Origin of the sequence: Ancylomarina subtilis, from assembly GCF_004217115.1 — a bacterium.
GTDB classification, from domain to species: domain Bacteria; phylum Bacteroidota; class Bacteroidia; order Bacteroidales; family Marinifilaceae; genus Ancylomarina; species Ancylomarina subtilis.
The window spans coordinates 1,343,605-1,360,860 of record NZ_SHKN01000001.1 but is presented as its reverse complement, the minus strand read 5'-3'; the positions used below and the strand labels follow the sequence as shown (position 1 = coordinate 1,360,860).

The 17,256-nt window shown below is 38.8% G+C and carries 13 protein-coding genes; 8 read left to right on the top strand and 5 right to left on the bottom strand.

Translation table 11 applies throughout. The annotated features are described in order from the left end of the window. Positions 1-31 precede the first annotated feature (31 nt). The 3 genes from citF (at position 32) to EV201_RS05500 (ending at position 4,260) form a co-directional block, all read left to right on the top strand. Positions 32-1,591, top strand: coding sequence for a citrate lyase subunit alpha (citF, locus tag EV201_RS05510; protein WP_130306389.1), 1,560 nt, complete (start codon positions 32-34; stop codon positions 1,589-1,591). Between the two features lie 122 nt (positions 1,592-1,713). Next, entirely contained in the window at positions 1,714-3,129 is a 1,416-nt protein-coding gene (locus EV201_RS05505; protein WP_130306387.1) for a triphosphoribosyl-dephospho-CoA synthase, read from the top strand. 57 nt (positions 3,130-3,186) lie between these two features. Then, a complete protein-coding gene (locus EV201_RS05500; protein WP_130306385.1) occupies positions 3,187-4,260 on the top strand; it encodes a [citrate (pro-3S)-lyase] ligase in 1,074 nt (357 codons plus the stop codon). A 102-nt stretch (positions 4,261-4,362) separates the two neighbouring features. On the opposite strand, the gene EV201_RS05495 is transcribed toward EV201_RS05500, so the two are convergent. The 5 genes from EV201_RS05495 to pyrB all read right to left on the bottom strand — a co-directional run bounded on the left by EV201_RS05495 (position 4,363) and on the right by pyrB (position 9,025). Further along, entirely contained in the window at positions 4,363-4,677 is a 315-nt protein-coding gene (locus EV201_RS05495) for a four helix bundle protein (protein ID WP_341272866.1), read from the bottom strand. A gap of 142 nt (positions 4,678-4,819) precedes the next feature. Continuing rightward, on the bottom strand, positions 4,820-6,313 hold the full coding sequence (locus tag EV201_RS05490) for a dihydrolipoyl dehydrogenase family protein (RefSeq protein ID WP_130306383.1): 1,494 nt from the start codon (positions 6,311-6,313) through the stop codon (positions 4,820-4,822). Between the two features lie 317 nt (positions 6,314-6,630). Then, positions 6,631-7,281, bottom strand: coding sequence for a hypothetical protein (locus EV201_RS05485; protein WP_130306381.1), 651 nt, complete (start codon positions 7,279-7,281; stop codon positions 6,631-6,633). Between the two features lie 297 nt (positions 7,282-7,578). Continuing rightward, on the bottom strand, positions 7,579-8,037 hold the full coding sequence (gene pyrI, locus EV201_RS05480) for an aspartate carbamoyltransferase regulatory subunit (RefSeq protein WP_130306379.1): 459 nt from the start codon (positions 8,035-8,037) through the stop codon (positions 7,579-7,581). Positions 8,038-8,119: 82 nt separating this feature from the next. Next, entirely contained in the window at positions 8,120-9,025 is a 906-nt protein-coding gene (gene pyrB / locus EV201_RS05475; RefSeq protein ID WP_130306377.1) for an aspartate carbamoyltransferase, read from the bottom strand. A 1,151-nt stretch (positions 9,026-10,176) separates the two neighbouring features. Between pyrB and EV201_RS05470 the strand changes: the two genes are divergently transcribed. From EV201_RS05470 to EV201_RS05450, 5 genes are all read left to right on the top strand, one after another. Further along, entirely contained in the window at positions 10,177-12,600 is a 2,424-nt protein-coding gene (locus EV201_RS05470) for a polysaccharide biosynthesis/export family protein (RefSeq protein ID WP_130306375.1), read from the top strand. Between the two features lie 72 nt (positions 12,601-12,672). Further along, positions 12,673-13,065, top strand: coding sequence for a GxxExxY protein (locus EV201_RS05465; RefSeq protein WP_207224397.1), 393 nt, complete (start codon positions 12,673-12,675; stop codon positions 13,063-13,065). Between the two features lie 50 nt (positions 13,066-13,115). Continuing rightward, positions 13,116-14,243, top strand: a complete 1,128-nt coding sequence (locus tag EV201_RS05460) for a Wzz/FepE/Etk N-terminal domain-containing protein (protein ID WP_130306373.1) — start codon at positions 13,116-13,118, stop codon at positions 14,241-14,243. A 49-nt stretch (positions 14,244-14,292) separates the two neighbouring features. Next, positions 14,293-14,676, top strand: coding sequence for a GxxExxY protein (locus tag EV201_RS05455; protein ID WP_130306371.1), 384 nt, complete (start codon positions 14,293-14,295; stop codon positions 14,674-14,676). Between the two features lie 97 nt (positions 14,677-14,773). After that, positions 14,774-16,222 (top strand): UDP-glucose 6-dehydrogenase, encoded by a 1,449-nt coding sequence (locus tag EV201_RS05450; RefSeq protein WP_130306370.1) that lies wholly within the window; start codon positions 14,774-14,776, stop codon positions 16,220-16,222. Positions 16,223-17,256: the final 1,034 nt, after the last annotated feature.

The following is a 17,256-nucleotide window of genomic DNA, read 5'->3' as shown; positions in this document are numbered from 1 at the left end:
CAATTTGTAATTAGCAATTAATTATAAAACAATGAAAAACGCATTAGGAGTTGAAATTCCTGAATATATAGACGGTTTAGGCGAATTGCAGCCTTACCAGGGAGTGTGGAATAGTGTACTGAAAGGAGATGTTGCATCTCAGACGGTACCAACTGTTCTTAAAGCCCAAAAAGCGCATGTTTCTAAAATGTGCGATTCTTTAGAAGATGCCATTAAAAAAAGTCAACCTTTCGATGGAATGACCGTTAGTTGTCATCACCACCTTCGTGGCGGAGATGGCGTTTTAATGCAAGCTATCGCCATTCTTGACAAGATGGGAATCAAGGATATCACCTTGGCTTCTTCATCTTTAACATCAGCACATGATGGGTTGGTCCCTTATATTGAAAGTGGAATGATTACCAGAATTTTCTCTTCGGGTATCCGTGGACGTTTGGGTGAGATCATTTCAATGGGAAAATTAAAGCATCCTGCAGTTATTCACTCTCATGGTGGTCGTGTTCGCGATATTATGAGCGGTCGTATTAAGCCGGATTTGGCTTTATTGGCTGCCTCTGCTGCTGATGAGGAAGGTAATGCAACCGGTGCACACGGACCTTCAGCTTTTGGTTCTATGGGTTATGCTGATATTGATGCTCGTTATGCCAAAACGGTTGTGGTTGTAACTGATAATTTGGTTGAGTATCCTTGTGTTCCACCTTCAGTACGTCAGCATTTTGTTGATTATGTTGTGACTGTGGACAGTATTGGTGATGCTTCTAAAATTGCTTCAGGTACAACTCGTATTACATCTTCACCAATGGACTTGCGTATTGCTCGTATTGCTGCTACAGTAATCGAACATTCAGGTTTGTTTAAGAATGGTATGTCATTCCAGGTGGGCGCCGGTGGTGCATCATTGGCCGTGGCAAAATTCCTTCGCGAGGATATGAAACGCAAAAACATTCAGGGGAGTTTCATGATTGGTGGTGTCACTTCTTATGGTGTGGATATGCTTGAAGAAGGTTTGTTTAAAGCCATCTTCGATGTTCAGTCTTTTGATGCTGCGGTAAGTACTTCAGTATTAAATAACCCTCAGCATATCGAAATTACGTGTGATCAATATGCAAATCCTAATAACTGTGGTGCCATGACCAATAAATTGGATGTGGTTGTTTTAGGTGCCCTTGAGGTGGATGTTGATTTCAACGTGAATGTGATTACAGGTTCATCAGGAGAAATTCGTGGTGCTTCAGGTGGTCACTCTGATACTGCTTCAGGAGCAAATCTTTCAGTTGTTGTTTGCCCATCTTTCCGTGGACGTTTACCTATCATTATGGATCGTGTTCATACGGTTGTAACGCCGGGTGAAAGTGTTGATGTGATTGTAACAGAACGTGGTGTTTGTGTAAATCCATCGAAACCGAATTTGGCAGCTGCTTTGAAAAAAGCGGGTGTGAATGTGGTAGATATTCGCGATCTGAAAAAAGAAGTTGATTCAATGACAGGTATTCCTGCTGAGAAGAAGCTTGGCGATAAAATTGTTGCTTTGGTAGAATACCGCGATGGAACAATTATCGATGTGATCAAAAATGTCACTAACTTAGAATAAGACAATTCGAAAATCGAGTTGAAAACTATATTTCCCTCTCTGTGAAAATGGGGAGGGAACTGTTTCTTTTTTTGAGAAACAAATTAACAGGTTTATATTGCTAATCAATACGAACTAATGTCATGATGGCAGGGATGGATAAGTCGATAGAGGAGTTGCTTTTGGCTAAAGATAAGCGAAGAGAATTAAGGCTGAATAGACTTGAAAGAGGCTGTGTCACCCTGAGTTTTAATCTGAATATTCCAGGTTTACCCAAATCGAATGACCATTTTCATGCCTTTTTTACCACTTGCTTGCAAGAGCTGAAAGATTATCTTCTTTCACATCGAATTGTGATTGATAGAAAAACGATTCATTGTGAAACTGATGCTGCCGGAGATTTCTTTCTTGCTGAGATAATCGATTCCGATTATACAGCTATCCAAATAAAAAAATGTTGCGAATCCTTTGAAACGAATCATCCGGTTGGACGTCTTTTAGATGTTGATGTGGTTGATGAAAAGGGTGAACCTGTTTCCTCAGGAAAAGCGAAAACCTGTTTCTTTTGTAATGCAGCTCCAGCTATTTATTGCATGCGCAAGCAAGCTCACGATTATGCGGCTATGCGTATGAAAGTGGAATTGGAGATCTCTAAATATCAGGAATCGAAAAAAAAGAGTCGGGTTTGTAAGCAACTTGCCATATTGGCCACGCAATCCTTATTGCATGAGGTTGCCTTGGCGCCTAAGCCGGGTTTAGTCGATCGTTTTGATGAGGGATCGCACTCGGACATGGATTTTTCTACTTTTTTAAATTCAACGGCTGCTCTTTCAGTTTCATTCAGAAAAATAGCTGACTTTGCTTATACCTTTTCCGGTGAGGATTTGAAAGAAGCTTTACCAAAACTGCGATTGTTAGGTTTGGAAATGGAGGCTGATATGTTTGCGGAAACACATGGTGTTAATACCCATAAGGGAGCCATCTTTCTATTGGGTTTTTCAATTTTTGTTTCTGCTTATTTGCTTGCCAGAGATGCTTTCTCCAATGAAGCCTTCGTGTCTGCTATTCAGAAAATGAATGGTGATTTGGTAGCCCGTGAGTTGGGTAAGAAACTCTACCTGGGAGAAGAAACGCATGGTGAGGTGTGTTTCCGAAAATTTGGTAAAAAAGGGCAGGGCATAAGAGGGGAAATTCAGGCCGGAATGCCTTGTGTTTTTCAAAAAGCGCTACCCGTTTTGCACCAGCATTTTGATTCAGAAGAGATTTTGAATGATAAGTTACTCAACAAAGGATTAACACACGCCTTGCTTGCTATTATTTCGCAGAATGATGATAGCAACATCCTTTACAGAAAAGGAGAAGAGGTTTTGGAGGAATTAAAAAACAAGGCCATCGCTTGTATGGATAAATATGGTGAATTGGTTTTTGATGCCGAGTATGCCTCTTTAATTGAATTTTGCAGAGATAAAAAAATATCGCCGGGCGGTTCTGCCGATCTTTTGGCAGTATCCTATTTCATGTATTCTGTGAACAGACAGTTGGCCTGGAATAATGAATAAATCGACTTTAAATAATTTGAACGAAATCCCGTTTTTTAAGGGAGAATACAATATAATATGGGCGTAGAAAATACTGACTATAGAGAAGAATCTTTAGATTTGAGAAACCCTTTTGATGTTAAAATGCTTTCAGAATTTTTGTCTGATTTGGGTTTCGATTACATTCCGGAAGATGTTGACTATTCAATGATTCTGTATAATTTGAATGACGAAATCATTGGTACGGGATCGTATAAAGGTCGTGTTCTGAAATATGTAGCAGTTGCTCCTAAGTTTAGAGAAGGTGCAGCTTTTGCTCAGATTGTAACCCATCTGATTGATATTGTAATTCAAAAACATAATCACATTTTCGTGTATACCAAACCTCGAAATTTGATGGTTTTTAAAGGACTTGGTTTTACTGAGATTGCAACAGCTGAGCCTTTGTTTTCTGTTCTGGAATTTGGTTACGAAAATATCAAAACCTATCAGGATTATTTGCGTTCGCTTAAGCGCGATGTGACTGTGGGGGGCATTGCTGCTGTGGTTGTGAATTGCAACCCGTTTACCATGGGGCATAAATATCTGATTGAAAAGGCTTGTCGCGAAAATAGAGTTGTTTATCTTTTTGTTGTTGAGGAAGATCGTTCGTCCTTTACTTTTACGACCCGTTGGCGTTTGATTAAAGAGGAGTTAGGCCATATCGATAATTTGGTGATGGTTAAAGGCGGTAATTATGTGGTTTCAGGTACCATTTTCCCATCCTATTTTTTAAAGCAGGAGAAAGAGTCAGATATCGCAGCTAGTCAGGCAGAGTTGGATGTGATTACATTTATGAGATATATTGTACCGATTTTCAATATCAATCGTCGATATGTGGGAACTGAAATGTACTCGCCGGTAACCAAAGCATATAATGATGCAATGTTTAAACACTTACCTTCCAATGGTGTTGAATTGATAGAAATCCCTCGTATTGCATGTGGAGCAAAGGATAATTATATTTCTGCATCTAAGGTGAGGCAAGCAATTCGTGAAGATAAGCTGGATACGGTTATCGATTTTCTTCCAACTTCAACAAGACGCTACTTGTTGTCGGAGGATTCGGTTCATGTCCGTGCTAAAATCAAATCGAAAAAAACAAGACATTAAGTCAAACCTGTATAAAAATAGCGCCTAAACTTTATTCGTTTAGGCGCTATTTTATATCAGACTCAAAGTGTTAAGGATAAAGGTTAAAGTGAAAAGAAATATTTATCTGTGTTTCGAGCTTTTAGAGTAGATGGATCCTATTATTTTCATAAGCTCTTTAGGTTCTCTCTCTAATTTTAGCCAGTTCGAATTTGCTTCTGAGATTTCAATAATCAATCGAATCCAGTAGTTTGATTCTCTTATTTCTTTGAGTGAAGTCCCAGGCTTGTTTGAAAAGTCAGCTTTTGAAACTGCCGATTGTGATTCTTCATAATTTGCACCAACAGATGTTGATGATTTGAGCAGCTGATAAGATATAACTTGATATTCTCTCGAGTTGGGTAGATTTCTTACCTCTTTGATAAACCTACAGAAAATCGAAATAAACGCTCTTGCAAATTATATTTCATACCTTATTCATTTTATACCTTCATTAGCTATAAAGCACCTTTTGCCCTTGTCTTCCTTTATCCTTGTTTCCTTTACCCTTATTTCCTTTAACCTTTACCCTTTCTGTTCTTTATCCTTGAACTTCAGGTTTCCATGACTTTAATTTAATTAAATCAGGGAAGGCTTGAGGTTTGTAGATTGATTTGCCCTCAAATACACGCAAACATTCCTGCACACCTTCAGAGATGCTAGGGTGAGGATGTACATTTTTTCGAATATCCTTAAGTGTATTTTTCTGTGTGATTTGATAGGCTATAGAGGTGATAAGGGTTGAGGCTTGAGGCCCGGCAGCACGCATACCCAAGATTCGGTTTTCACCATCATCACTCACAATAATCTTAACAAAGCCATCCGTTGCTCGCATCGCAACAGCTCTATTTATTAATGAATTTGAGTAGGTTGCGACTTTGTAGGGAATTCCTTTGCTTTTACACGCTTTTTCATTAAGTCCCACTGCTGCAACCTCGGGTTTAAAGAACATGAGGGTTGACATATTGGAATAATCAAGCGGATAGTCCTGATTGCCGTAAAGCGCTTCTACAATAAAACGTCCCTGAAGTTCACCAACAGAATAGAGTTGTGCATGTCCGGAGACATCTCCCGCCGCAAAAATATTACAGGATTGGAAATTGTCAGTCGCACAAACATCATTAATATCCAGATAACCTCTTTCTGTGGTTTGAATATTGACATTTTCCAGACCCATATGGTCCAGATTTGGGATACGTCCTACAGCTACAACAGCCACATCTACTTCAATCACTGTCGAGTGTCCATCCTGGTAATCCAAAACAACCTCTAAGCAATCGCTACGTTTACGAATGGTTCTCAGGTTGGCTGTGTGGTGAATAATCACCCCGTTATTTTCAAGACTTTTTGAAACGAATTCGCTCACATCATCATCTTCGTATGGAATCACTTTGTGTTGGCGATCAAGCAGGTGGACTTCGGTTTGTTTGTAGTTGGAAAAGATGGTGGCATATTCACAACCAATAATACCCGAACCAATGATAATCATGCGTTCAGGAAATTCCTTGAGGTTCATGATGCCTTCAGAATCGATGATGCGTTCCTGATCAATCTCAATGTCCGGTATTTCTCTGGGACGAGACCCCGTAGCAATAATGATATTGTCACCTTTTATTTGTTCAATGCCATCTTTCCGTTTGATTTCGATGGTGTGAGAATCAATAAATCGAGCCCAACCATATTTTAAACATAAACTGCCGTGTGTGTCTGTTGCTTCAGAGAAAGTCTCAATCTGAGAAAGCATTTGCAGTTGTTTTTGTTTGGCAGCTTGAACAATTGTTTTCTGAACTTGCTTGTAGTTGGCAATGATTCCTGACGCTCTGTAGCCTCGGCTGACTGATGAAGCGATATCAAAATCTTTTGATAACTCCCACATCGCTTTTGAGGTGAGTGCACCATTCATAATTCCAGCTCCTCCCAAATGGTTGGCTTCTATAATACAGACTGATTTTTTGAAATCGATGGCACGTGTAGCTGCTGAAAAACCTGCAGGACCGCTTCCTATCACTATGAGGTCGTATTTTTCTTGAGTCATATTTATCTATTCCTTTTCTTGTGGAAATTCAGATTCCTTATTCTCTTTTTAAATAAGCCTCAAGATAAGAATAATCAATCAAAAAAAATGTAAAGCTTAAAGGAAATTCAAGGTTAAAGTAAGGAAAGGATAAAGTCCAAGAATTAAAAGATCTTCATAAACTTCTTTTGATAATTATCGTGACAGTGACCAGTCGCCAATGCCTATTGACTAGCCAGCCACCTCCTGAAAATAGACAACCGATAACCGACAGCATTTTGACTCTGCACCACGCTTAATTAGCAAATCGTCCTAAATCCTAATTCTAAGATTCTCATTTAGTAATTAGTCTTGCCCTCTTTTAATCGTTGCAATTCGTATTTAAACAGGGTCTTGTGTAGTAGAATTGCTTCGTGAATATTGTCTGAGGTGATCTCGTCTTCCATCTCGATGAAGTTGGCTGTTTCAAGAAGAAATTCATCATCTCTTAAATTAGGATAATCCTGTTCGATATCGAAAATATCAGAAAATTGCATCAGTGGAACACGACTCAAAACGGCTTTCCGTTGTTCATTATAGGCTTCTCTGTTGGCAGGTTTTTCGTTTGCAAAATAAATTTCCTGCAAGCTGTCTACAAAAAAGTCATCGAAGCTTTTAAGCAGAATAATACGATCTTTACGGATACGAAACATTTCACAAAGATCAGTCTCGGGCATTTTTTCTTCATTTTGAATGCCTTTTGATAAAAAAAGGTAGGCAAGAAGAGCCAGGCCGATGCTTTTTTCTTCATCATCAATCAAATCAAGATGCAGCATCAGAATGATGCTTTTCCCCAGTTGAGAAACCTGACTGCTTTCCCAAAGAAGAAAAGGATGGGTTTGAAGCGAGGAGTAGATTAAGCGTAACTGTTCGTTGCAGGCTCGGGTTTTACCATTTTGCCCATATTCTAAAGCTTTTAAAACGATATCTTGAAGTTTTTCGCTAGTCATTCCCATTGTTATTCTATTTTATTCGATCTCAATATCTGCTTGATTATTTTTTTTTGTGCCGCAAAGGTAAGGAAAAGAAGATAAGGTTAAAGGAAAATTATAGGTAAAGGATAAAGTGATAAATAAGTCGATAATTTGAGTCTCGTTTTTTAATTTAACAGTCTAACATTCTAATGAATGTTAGCTTGGTTGCTTATTAACCTATAATCTCTAATCATCAATCAGAATTCACCAATCATAAATAAAAAAGGAGTCCCCAATGGAACTCCCTCGTATTAATGAGCGAATAAGACAGGCTTACTTGATGTGTATGTTTTTGTGATCGGTAATCTTTTCACAGTAGTGACATTTTAGAGTGATTGGAGAATCGTTTACCACCTTAAATTTGGTGTAAATTTCTTCAACGTTAGTAATGCATTTAGGATTCATGCATTTAACGATGCCCTCAACTTTATTGGGAGCTTCGACCACACTCTTTTCAACAACCTGATAATCTTTGATGATATTGAATTTTACTTTAGGAGCGATCAATGCTATTTTATTGATTTCTTCAGCCTCGAAAAATTTCTCAGCAATTTTGATGATGCCCTTTTTGCCTAGCATGTCACTCTTATAGTTATTACCAATGGTGACTGATGTTGAACATTTATCCAACTCAAGAATATTGATTACTTTGAAAAGGAGTTCTGCAGGAATGTGGTCGATAACGGTTCCATTCTTGATCGCTCTAACCTGAAGTTCTTTTTTTGCTGTCATATCTTAATGTACTTTTAGTCTAATTTAATAAATCGTTCCAAATGATTCCGATAGATATCGGCTTGCCGGAAAAGTTCTGAATCTAAAGGTTTAGAGCTTTGGCAATGATAGCCTGTCGAGCGTAAACACCATTTAAAGCTTGCTCAAAATAGTAAGCTTTTGGGTTAGCATCCACATCAACAGCAATCTCGTTGACTCTTGGTAGTGGATGAAGGATACGTAGGTTGTCTCTCGTATCTTTTAGCATATCGTTTTTAAGAATGTACACATTTTTCACCTTTTCATACTCCAAAGGATCCGCAAAACGTTCACGTTGAACACGAGTCATATAAAGAATATCCGCATCGTTGATGATGGAATCGAATTCAGTATGCTCGTAATAAGTGATGTTGTTTTCATCCATGAAAATTTTATAGGCTCTTGGAATCTCAAGCTCTTTAGGCGCAATAAAATGGAAAGTTGGGTTGAAGTGAGAAAGTGCCATTAATAAAGAGTGAACTGTTCTGCCATACTTTAGATCACCTACCATAAAAATGTTCAGGTTCTCAAGTGTACCCTGAGTTTTTTGAATGGAGTACAGATCGAGCATGGTTTGAGTGGGATGCTGATTGGCACCGTCACCTGCATTAATCACGGGTACATCCGAAACTTCAGAAGCCCAACGTGCCGAACCTTCAATCGGGTGGCGCATGACGATTAGATCAGAATAGTTGCTTACCATTTTGATGGTGTCATTCAGCGTCTCACCTTTTGTGGTGCTTGATGATGATGCATCGGTAAAACCAACAATTTTACCCCCCATACGACTGATGGCTGTTTCAAAACTTAGACGGGTTCTTGTCGATGGTTCAAAAAACAGAGAGGAGATCACTTTCCCTTCCAGGATGTTGGAGTTTGGATTTTTTTCAAATTCTGTTGCTCTGGCTAGCACTTCCAAAATTTCTTCTTTGGTGTAGTCGTCAATAGACACTAAGCTTCTGTTATCCATTTCTTAATTTTTAGAATTTGTATATAATGGTTGTTTTAATATCAAAAAAAAACCAACAATTGTCGATAATGCAGACAATGTTGGTTTTGATGTAAAGTATAATAAATGAGATTTGAGACCTGAATCGCAGGCTTTTCGTCTCATGAATAAATCGAATATTGAAAAATAAATATTGAAATAGGAATCGCAAAAGTGAAGGTTTTCACTTTCTAAGAGATGTGGTCTAGATTGAATAATTGCGTGTTCCATTCTAGGCTACAAAGATAGAGATAAAGAATGGACATATTCAAATTTCCCAACCTTTATTTTTTGAATAAAAGAGCATATCGTTTAATATCAGTGTTTATAGTTGAGCGATCGGGGTTAAGGAAATTCAAGGATAAAGTAAGGAAAGGATAAAGGTTAAAGTGAAAAAAAAGATTAACCACTAACATATTAACGAGCTTGCGAGTAAATGGACTTTGTCGAACTCGCTAGCTCGTTTTTCGCAGATTCACATAAAACTCTAAAATAATAAACCACTTATTATCACTAATTAAGCCTAATTATTTAGACCATATTTGATCATTTTAAACCGAGTTTATACCGAAATCCCAGTAATGAAGTCCATTTGTGTCTTATAAAACTCTGTCAGGAAGGGCAGCATCGCATCCTCACAGGTCTTGTTTCGACTATCGCTTGTGTTAGGATGCTAAAAATCATATTCTATACATTTTTTTAAAATCCTTTTTTACTTTAACCTTGTTTCCCTTTAACCTTATTTGACCGCCGTAGCAGTTTACTGCGAAGGAGGATTTTACTTTTATCCTTCCCACAGGTCAAACTTGACAGATTTGACAAGCAACAAGATCTAAGGAATATCCTATTTTTGCACCTCAACGAGAAATGAAGAGATTGGGGTGTCAGGGATGAGTTTTAACTAATTTTGGTTTTAAGTTTTTTCTAACTTTAATTCTTATCCTTGTCTTCCTTTAACCTTTGTTCTTTTATTGTTGAATTGTGAGTGCGTAAAGCTTGTTGCTTTGGGCATAAATTTTTACTTTTGCCTGACTTGTGAAGGACGCTCATCCGTTTTTTGATTTTGTTTATCCAAACAGGTTTTGTCTTTTCTGCAGTAACTGCATGATTATAAAATTTATAAAATACACATTATGATTCGGTTTCTAAAACCCATTTTAATTCTTTTCATTTTTGTTAGTCTGTCACAGACCGTATTGGCGCAAAATGTAAATCCTGCTACAGTGGATGTTTCAAAATTGAGTGATGCTCAAATTCAAAAAGTCGTTGACGAGATGAATAAAAAAGGTCTTGGGATTGAAGAGGCAATCATGATGGCTCGTGCAAAAGGTGCATCAGAAACCCAGATCGCTGAGATGCGACGTCGTATAGAGGCCTTGAAATGGACTTCTCGTGGTGATTCAACACAGTTGAAAAAACTGGATGAGGAGGCTGAACTTGAATCTCTGAATGAGCTAAGTCCTAAAACGGAACTAGATGAAGAAATCAAAAAGGATTTAACTAAGATTTTTGGTTTTCATTTCTTTAATTCAGAGAAATTAACATTTGCACCCTCTGTTGATGTGCCCGTTTCGGATTCTTACACCTTAGGGATAGGAGATGAGTTAGTTGTTAATATTTATGGCGCATCTCAGCAGATTTATAATCTGCAGGTTCAGTCGAATGGGAGTGTATATATCACAGATTTGGGACCTGTTCAGCTTGCTGGCTTGACCTTTTCAAAGGCGCAATATAAAATTAAAAATCGTTTGATGTCTATTTACTCCGGATTGAGAGGAGACAAGCCCAATACCTTCGTTGATGTAAGTGTCGGACAATTAAAAGCAGTCAAAGTGAATGTGATTGGTGAAGTGAATGTGCCGGGAACCTATACCTTACCTGCAACGGCTTCTGCCTTTAATGCTTTATATCTGGCTGGTGGACCCAATGAGAAAGGTTCATTCAGACAGATTGATGTCTTGCGCGATGGGAATGTCATTTCGACGATTGATGTTTATGCTTATTTGGTAGATGGAAAAACACTTGATAATATTCAACTGAGAGATCAGGATGTGATAATGGTTCGTCCATATTTGAATCGGGTTAAAGTGGCAGGTGAATTCAAGCGCGACGGTTGGTTCGAAGCGAAGAAGGATGAGAGTTTGGCTGATATGTTTCGTTATGCCGGAGGCTTTTCTGAAAATGCTTATACGCATCGAGTAGAATTGTATCGTAATAATACAAGAACAATGACATTTAAGGATGTTGCCGCACAGGATTTTGGATCCACCATTTTAATGAATGGTGATTCGATTGTAGCGGGACTTGTGATTGATCGTTTCGAAAACAAGGTGAGCCTTGAAGGAGCGGTCTATCGTCCGGGCAACTATGAAATGACCGAAGGCTTGATGCTCTCTCAATTGATTGATCGTGCTGAAGGTGCCAAAGAGGAAGCCTATATGGATCGTGGCGTTATTATTCGTAAGAAAAAGGATTACACTTTCGAGAGTCTGTCTTTTTCACTTCGTGATGTTTTGAATGGGAAAACCGATATTGCCCTGAAAAAAAATGATAAGATTCAGATTTCATCTATTTTTGATATGCGTGAAGCACAGACTGTTGAGATTGTGGGTGAAGTGCAATTTCCGGGAACTTATGCTTATGCTGAAAATTTAAAATTAGCCGATCTCATCTATATGGCGGGAGGTTTCTTAGAACAAGCGGAGGTTTCTGCGGTTGAAGTGAGTCGCATTCTGGATAAAAAGGAAATTGAATCCCTTACCAATAGATTATCTCATTCTTTCCAATTTCCGGTTGACAGGCAGTTGAAGATGGCTGATGAAGATGCAGCTTTTGTCATAAAGCCTTTTGATAAGATTTATGTGCGTCGTGCTCCGGGGTATCGTCCTCAAGCAGTTGTGAAAGTACAAGGTGAAGTGGCTTATGCAGGTGACTTTGGTTTAACTTTTAAAGGGGAAAAGATTTCTGATGTGATCAAACGTGCAGGAGGTGTAACGCCTGAAGCTTTTGTCGAAGGGGCCTCTTTACGTAGAAAACACGAAATGAGCGATGCTGAATATGAAGCGAAACTTGCTTTGGCAAAACAGGATACCACGATGAATGAGATTGATATAAAGCGAATAACCTATCAGGTGGTAGGGATCGACTTGGTGAAGATTTTTAAAAAGCCGGGTGGAGTTGATGATTTGCAATTGCAGGATGGAGATCAGCTTTTGATTCCGGAGAAGATGCAAACGGTGAAGGTGTCGGGTGCTGTTTTAAGTCCTGTGGCATTGACATTTAAGGAAAAGAAGAGCCTGAGAAAATACATTCGCTCAAGTGGAGGATTTGCTCAGTCAGCAAAGAAGAGTAAGGTGTATGTGCTTTATGCCAACGGAACCGCAGAATCAACACGTGGAAGCATTTTCGGACGTCGTTACCCTAAAGTGAAACCCGGTTGTGAGATTATTGTTCCGGAAAAGCCTGAGGTGGATAAAACCGCTCAGGCAGGTAAGTGGTTAGGGATCACATCTGCTGTGGTGAGTATGTTTACAGCGATTTCGATTGCTATCAAGTAAATTCGTTAGCTAGCCTTTGAGTTGTGCTGGTGTTGTTGAAATTAAATGTATTGATTACGCTGATTTAAACGAATGACGCGAATGGTTGATTTGCTTTTTAAAGATGAAAGTTACGCAATTATTGGAGCTTGTATGAAGGTTCATAGCAGTCTTGGGCCAGGGTTTCTTAAGAGTGTTTATTCGGAAGTTTTGTGTAAAGGATTTGAGAAAAGAAAGATCCCATTTGTAAAGGAAAAGAAGTTGGCCTTGTTTTATGAAGGAGAGCAATTGAAAAAGTATTTCAAAGCTGACTTTATTTGTTTCGAATCGATTATTGTAGAAATAAAAAGTAAATCAATATTAATGAAAATAGACGAACAGCAAACTATTAATTATCTAAATGCGACAGAATCTCAACTTGGTCTATTGGTCAACTTTGGAGAGAAGTCCTTAAAATATAAGCGTTTCGTCAATTCAAGAAGATGAGGTATCATTCGCGTAATTCGTTTGAATTCGTGTAATTATTATAGAATAACATGCAAGAACAAAATATAAAAAACACAGTTTCTCCAGTTGCTGAAGATGAAATAGATCTAATTCAGTTGGCTAAAACCCTTTGGGCAGGCCGAAGAACCGTAATAAAAACCACCCTGATCTTTATGGTTCTGGGCTTATTTGTAGCCCTGTTTTCAGCAAAAGAATATACCGCATCCACCACTATGGTGCCTCAGTCAGCAGAAGGCGGCTCTAAGTTAGGTGGTTCATTGGGAGGCTTAGCCGCTATGGCGGGTATCAATTTAGGTGGAATGAGTAGTGGATCAACTATTCCTCCAACTTTATACCCTAAGATTATCGCTTCAGTTCCTTTCCAGAAGGAGATGATGAAAACCCTTTTGACCATTGAAGGGCAGGACGGAAAAGTGACTTTTCAGGACTATTATTTGGAGATTGCTAAGCCAGGACTATTGGGTTATATCAAAAAATACACCATCGGTCTACCCGGTGTCATTATTAAAGCCATCAAAGGTGATCGGTCCCTGAGCGGAGTCGAAGGGACAGCCGATAAGCTATTGACCATTTCTCAGGATGACAAAAAACTAATGGAGTTGTTATCAGCACAACTTTCTTTAGAGGTAAACGATAAGGATGGTTATGTCTCGATTTCGGCTCGTATGCCGGAAGCTCGACCAGCGGCAGAGATGGTACAACGTGCTCAGCTTTTATTGCAGGAGGCCATTACCGATTTTAAGATCAAAAAGGCCAAAGATCAAATGGCCTTTGTTGAGGAGCGCTATGCAGAAAAAGAGGCGGCCTTTACCGCTGCACAAAACAGGCTGGCTCGCTTTCGCGACCAGAATAAAAATGTAAGCACAGCTATGGCGCAAACCCAAATGGAGCGTTTGCAGTCCGAATTTTCCATGGCTTCATCGGTTTATACCGAACTGGCCAAGCAGTTGGAAACACAAAAAATTCAAGTCAAAGAGGATACCCCGGTTTTCACTATCATCGAACCGGTAGCGGTACCCTTGGATAAATCAAAACCCAAACGCTCAATGATTCTAATTATTTGGACTTTCCTTGGTGGTATTGTTGGTGTGGGAATGGTTTTCGGGAAGCAATTTCTGGGTTCTATAAAGGAGCAGTGGCAAGCCGAGGAGGACTAACTTGACCTTATGGATGTAATTATTTCGCGGATTAAAGCTAATTTCACGAATGATTGACTTGTTATATAAACAGGAATCGTATGCAATTGTTGGGGCTTGTATGGCTGTTCACAGTCAATTGGGTAGTGGATTTCTTGAAAGTGTATATAGCGAAGCCTTGACAAAAGAATTTGAAAAGAGAAAAATTTCATTTGAAAGAGAGAAGAGGATAGAGATTTACTATGACGGAAATAAGATAAATAAGTATTTCAAAGCAGATTTTATTTGTTGTAATTCCATTATAGTTGAGATTAAGAGTAAAAGTTGTTTGTTGAAGGTAGATGAACAGAAAACTATAAACTATCTTAAAGCAACGGATTACCAACTAGGACTGTTGGTTAATTTTGGTGAATCTTCACTAAAGTATAAGCGTTTTGTTAATTCTGTGAGATGAAGTATTATTAGAGAAATTCGTTTTAATTCGTGTAATTTGTACTAATTCGCGTAATGTAGATTTAGAAAGGGATAAACCAAATATAAAGTATTTAGAAATGGCTAAAGCGAGAACAATCACAAACATTTGCTGTATAGGCGCGGGTTACGTTGGTGGTCCAACCATGGCGGTAATCGCACAAAAGTGTCCACACATTAAGGTGACAGTGGTTGATATAAATGCACAACGTATTGCCGATTGGAACGATGTGGATCTGAATAAACTGCCGATTTATGAGCCAGGATTAGCTGATGTGGTAGCTGAAGCTCGTGGTCGCAATTTATTCTTTTCTACAGATGTTGATCAAGCCATTGATGAAGCTGAGATGATCTTTATTTCGGTGAATACCCCAACCAAAACTTATGGGGTTGGTAAGGGGATGGCTGCTGACCTAAAGTATATCGAGCTTTGTGCCCGTCAGATTGCCAGAGTTTCGAAAGATGACAAGATTATTGTTGAAAAGTCGACCCTGCCAGTTCGGACTGCGGAAGCCCTTCGTACCATTCTGACTTCTACGGGGAACGGGGTGAATTTTGAAATCCTATCCAGCCCGGAATTTTTAGCTGAGGGGACAGCGATTCAGGATTTAATGAATCCGGATCGTTTTTTAATTGGGGGTGAACAGACCGAAAGTGGTGAAGCTGCCGTGCAATCACTCGTAGATATCTATGCCAATTGGGTCCCTCGTGAAAATATTGTGACCACCCGTGTCTGGTCTTCTGAGTTGTCTAAACTAACAGCGAATGCCTTTTTGGCGCAACGTGTCTCTTCGATCAACGCCATTTCAGCCCTTTGTGAAAGAACGGGGGCCGATGTGGATGAAATCGCACGTGCCATTGGTAAGGATTCCCGTATAGGGGCCAAATTCATAAAGTCATCAGTAGGTTTTGGAGGGTCTTGTTTTCAGAAGGATATTTTAAATTTGGTTTACCTCTGTCAACACTTCAATTTGCCTGAAGTGGCGGCTTATTGGGAGCAGGTGATTAAAATGAATGATTATCAAAAGCATCGTTTTGCTAAAAAGATGATCGATTCTTTATTCAATACCGTATCAGGTAAGAAAATAGCATTTTTAGGTTGGGCCTTTAAAAAAGACACCAATGATACCCGCGAATCAGCAGCAATTTATGTCGCCGATGAGCTTCTTCAGGATAGAGCTGAGATACATGTGTATGATCCTAAAGTGACGGAGGAGCAAATTTTTGCTGATTTGGAATATTTGCAAGAGCATCGTCCTAATTCGTGTCATTCGTCTGAATTCGAGAAATTATCGTCGGATGAAATCCGAAGTCTGGTGACTGTTCACAATGATCCGTATGAAGCAATGAAATCTGCACATGCTACAGCCATCCTTACCGAATGGGACGAATTCAAAACTTACGATTGGAAAAGAGTTTACAATAAGATGTTAAAACCAGCCTTTGTTTTTGATGGACGAAATATTGTCTCCAAAACAGACTTAGAACAGATTGGTTTCCGGGTTTATAATATTGGGAAAGGAGAGTAGACCTGACAGAGTAGAGCGTAGCGTTTCCTGTCAGAGTCGAAGTGCATTCAGTTATCGGTTGTCAGTTGTCATGACGACATCCAAACTTTCTCTTCTCGGTTCCTGAAGGCTAAAAAGACCTGACAGTGTAGAGTGTAGCGTTTCCTGTCAGAGTCGAAGTGTTATAGGTTATCAGTTATCAGTTATCAGTTATCAGTTATCAGGACGACATTCAATTTTTCTCCTCCTGGTTCCTGAGCGGAGTCGAAGGAAAGGAGGAGTACCCGTTTCGATTTATCAAAAAAGGGGGAGGTGGTCCTTGTGAAAAAAAATAGACTTAATCACGGATTATTCAAATTTACACAGGTTTCACAGTAGTAATTTGTTGGTTTTATGGTCTTTGACATTTTAGACCTTTAAGTACGTCTGGGGTGGACTTCGCTATCTTCAGTTGTTGGACTCTTAGACCTTTGGACTTTTCGACTTTATTTATTCAACCACTCATTAACACTAATTAAAAGGGAGCGTTGAAAGAAATTGTCATAGCGAGGAGGTACGACGAAGCTATCTCTAATTAAAGGGACTATTGTTGTTTTTTTTAATCATACTTCATCATCCTTTATCTGCGTCTAAACTTTTTTTTCTGACTTTTCCGACCTTTTGACCTTTCCGACTTTTATAGACTTTTACACTAACTTGACAGATTTGACAAGCCACATTCTCTTACTTTTAATCTATTTTTGTTCGGTCTTAATTTCAAGTGAGATTGGTGAATCCATTATATATTGTGTAACAGTTTAAAATCTGTGTAAATCTGAGAAACCGAGTTTACGAGCTCGACGAAGTCCATTTACTCGCAAGCTCGTTAACATGTTAGTGGTTTACCTTTTGTTTTTTTCTTTAAAAATTAGAGAGCATTAGTGTTAACCGAACTTGTGAGCTCGACGAAGTCCATTAGTGGTTAGATTCTTTTTTTTTGTTTCATGTTATATAATCTGTGGTGAAAACCTTTTGTTTTTATCAAAATAAGATTTACTTTCGAGTAAAATTTCTAC

What these genes read in the sequence shown, in the direction of transcription:
- EV201_RS05450 (WP_130306370.1), top strand. Translation starts at nt 14,774, where the DNA reads ATGGCTAAAGCGAGAACAATCACAAACATTTGCTGTATAGGCGCGGGT.
- EV201_RS05460 (WP_130306373.1), top strand. Translation starts at nt 13,116, where the DNA reads ATGCAAGAACAAAATATAAAAAACACAGTTTCTCCAGTTGCTGAAGAT.
- EV201_RS05455 (WP_130306371.1), top strand. Translation starts at nt 14,293, where the DNA reads ATGATTGACTTGTTATATAAACAGGAATCGTATGCAATTGTTGGGGCT.
- pyrI (WP_130306379.1), bottom strand. Translation starts at nt 8,037, where the DNA reads ATGACAGCAAAAAAAGAACTTCAGGTTAGAGCGATCAAGAATGGAACC.
- citF (WP_130306389.1), top strand. Translation starts at nt 32, where the DNA reads ATGAAAAACGCATTAGGAGTTGAAATTCCTGAATATATAGACGGTTTA.
- EV201_RS05465 (WP_207224397.1), top strand. Translation starts at nt 12,673, where the DNA reads ATGACGCGAATGGTTGATTTGCTTTTTAAAGATGAAAGTTACGCAATT.
- pyrB (WP_130306377.1), bottom strand. Translation starts at nt 9,025, where the DNA reads ATGGATAACAGAAGCTTAGTGTCTATTGACGACTACACCAAAGAAGAA.
- EV201_RS05500 (WP_130306385.1), top strand. Translation starts at nt 3,187, where the DNA reads ATGGGCGTAGAAAATACTGACTATAGAGAAGAATCTTTAGATTTGAGA.
- EV201_RS05505 (WP_130306387.1), top strand. Translation starts at nt 1,714, where the DNA reads ATGATGGCAGGGATGGATAAGTCGATAGAGGAGTTGCTTTTGGCTAAA.
- EV201_RS05485 (WP_130306381.1), bottom strand. Translation starts at nt 7,281, where the DNA reads ATGACTAGCGAAAAACTTCAAGATATCGTTTTAAAAGCTTTAGAATAT.
- EV201_RS05490 (WP_130306383.1), bottom strand. Translation starts at nt 6,313, where the DNA reads ATGACTCAAGAAAAATACGACCTCATAGTGATAGGAAGCGGTCCTGCA.
- EV201_RS05470 (WP_130306375.1), top strand. Translation starts at nt 10,177, where the DNA reads ATGATTCGGTTTCTAAAACCCATTTTAATTCTTTTCATTTTTGTTAGT.